Source organism: Mesorhizobium sp. M7A.F.Ca.US.005.03.1.1, assembly GCF_003997975.1.
Lineage (GTDB): Bacteria > Pseudomonadota > Alphaproteobacteria > Rhizobiales > Rhizobiaceae > Mesorhizobium > Mesorhizobium ciceri.
Window position 1 is genome coordinate 1 of sequence record NZ_RZRO01000202.1, and the last position, 2,371, is coordinate 2,371.

The window sequence follows — 2,371 nt, forward strand, 5'->3', positions numbered from 1 at the left end:
GTTCCAGAGTGGTGTACGCAAGGTTCTCCGCCGTGTTCCTGACGATGGCGCGCGCCGTCGAGGGACCGCCGGTGAAGGCGACTCGCGAAACCAGCGGATGGCTGGTCAGGCGCCGGCCGCAATCATGGCCCAAACCGGTGAGGATGTTGACGACGCCTGGGGGAAAGCCAGCCTCATGAACCAGTTCGGCAAAGGCGAGCAGCGGCCCCGGGCCATCCTCGGAGGCCTTGAGCACGATGGTGCAGCCGGCGGCGAGCGCCGGACCGAGCTTGACGGCCGAGAGGAAGAGCTGCGAATTCCACGGAACCACCGCGGCAACGACACCGATCGGTTCGCGGCGGATGGTGACGTCGAGATCCGGCTTGTCGATCGGCACATGCGCGCCTTCGTGCTTGTCGGCAAGCCCGCCATAATAGCGGTAGTAGTCGCCGACATAGGCGATCTGGGCGCGGGTCTCGCGGATGATCTTGCCTGTATCGCGGGTCTCGAGCTCGGCAAGTCGCCCAGCATTGGCGGCGACGAGGTCGCCCAGCTTGACCAGCAGCTTTCCACGCGCCGTCGCGGTCATCCTACGCCATGGGCCGGAACGCAGGGCGCGGTGCGCCGCCTCGACGGCGCGGTCGACATCGGCTTCGCTCGCCGCCGGCATCCTGGCCCAGGCCGCCCCGGTCGACGGGTCGACGCTGTCGAAAGTAGCGGACGGTTCGTCGAAGCGGCCGTCGATGAAGTTCCTGAAGGGGGCGTCGGTCATGGGCTCGCGATCAAAGGAAGGCCGGCATCACCCGGTCGATGAACAGTTGCAGCGATTTTTTCTTGTGCTCGTGCGAAAGCCCGCTGTCGATCCAGATCGAATACTGGTTGTAGCCGAGTGCCTCATAGTTCTTCAGCCGGGCGATGACCTCATCGGCCTCGCCGATCACCAGGTTCTGCCTGATCTTGTCGGGCGCGTATTGCGGCATGGCCGCGATCTCGTCCGGCGTCAGCGGCTCCAATATGCCTTGATGCACTGGTTTCTTGTTCTGGAACCAGGCGCCGAACTGGCAATAGAAAGTCGACAGGTCCTGCGTCAGGCGATCTGCGTCAGCCGCGTCGTCGGCAACGAAGGTGTGCATCAAAAGCATGATTTCCGGTCGTTCGATCTCGGGATGCGCGGCGCAGGCGGCGTTGAAGCGCTGCATCAGGCTCGTCACCTCGTCATCGCCGGAAGCCAGCGGCGTTACCTGGACCTTGCATCCGTTGGCGACGGCGAAATCGTGCGAGTTCGGGTCGCGGGCCGCCACCCAGATCGGCGGGTAGGGTTTCTGCAGCGGCTTGGGCGAGGAGGTGGTGGCGGGGAATTGCCAGAACTCGCCGGAGAGTTCGAAGTCGCCGTCCCATAGGCCGCGGATCGCCGGTATGATCTCGCGCATGCGCTGGCCGGCGCCCCAGGCGTCAAGACCTGGGAAGATGCGCTGATATTCATAGCTGTAGGCGCCGCGCGCGATGCCGATGTCCAGCCGGCCACCGCTGATGACGTCAGCCATCGCCGCTTCGCCGGCAAGCTTGATCGGGTGCCAGAAGGGCGCAATCACGGTTCCGGTGCCGAGGCGGATACGGCTGGTCTTGGCGGCGAGATAGGCGATGTTGATGAAGGGATTGGGCGAGATGGTGAATTCCATGCCGTGATGCTCGCCGATCCAGGCGGTCTCGAAGCATGCCTGTTCGGCCATCAGGACCAGTTCTTCGAGCTCGGTCACAAGCTCGGAATGCGGCTTGGCCAGATCCGACCGTTCCATATGCACGAAGAGCGAGAATTTCATCCGTGGGCACCTGTATTGACGGTGGAAGCGCTGGGTCTGGCGAGCGGCCGGACCTCGCCTTCGACATCGTTGCCGACATAGACGCCGAATGCATCCACCGAGCATTCCCTGATATAGCGCGTGAGCATCGAGCGGATCGCCGAATCGGCGATCTTCAATCCTTCGATCGCGTCGATCTCGATGAGCCGAATGCCGCGATCGCTGGAAGCGGGCACGTCGAACGTACCGCGATAGTAGACATGCGTGCGCGAAACAGGTCCGGCGTCGTCCCAGACGGCGAACAGGAAGCCGAGCTGGGCCTCGATGGCCTTTGCCGCAAGCAGTCCACGCAGACTATTGCCATCGCCTGCCGAACCCAACCCTCGGCCGCGCGGCAGTTCAAAACCGTCCGCCGTTTCCACGAACAGGATCCGGCCACCATTTTCGAGGATGGCGCCGACATCGGTGCCGGGCTGGGTCGCGGCCAGCGCGTCCTGGCTGAGGCCGGGTGCAACATAGGCGCCGCGGCAATAGCCGAGCGGCTGCGCGGAATTGTGCTCGAAATCGCGGACGCGGCCGATGAGGATCGAATG

The 2,371-nt window shown here is 64.1% G+C and carries 2 protein-coding genes and 1 pseudogene; all 3 read right to left on the minus strand.

The genetic code is table 11. The annotated features are described in order from the left end of the window. A partial coding sequence (locus tag EN990_RS35090) for an aldehyde dehydrogenase family protein (protein ID WP_127388576.1) occupies positions 1-751 on the minus strand: 751 nt, incomplete at its 3' end. Between the two features lie 10 nt (positions 752-761). Beyond that, complete coding sequence (locus EN990_RS35095; RefSeq protein ID WP_127370460.1) at positions 762-1,799, minus strand: LLM class flavin-dependent oxidoreductase; 1,038 nt, start codon at positions 1,797-1,799, stop codon at positions 762-764. Then, positions 1,796-2,371 (minus strand): annotated as a pseudogene (locus EN990_RS35100) (flavin reductase); the annotation flags it as partial. The gene EN990_RS35095 and the pseudogene EN990_RS35100, both read right to left, overlap by 4 nt.

Coding starts and splice junctions, on each gene's coding strand:
- EN990_RS35095 (WP_127370460.1), bottom strand. CDS start 1,799: ATGAAATTCTCGCTCTTCGTGCATATGGAACGGTCGGATCTGGCCAAG.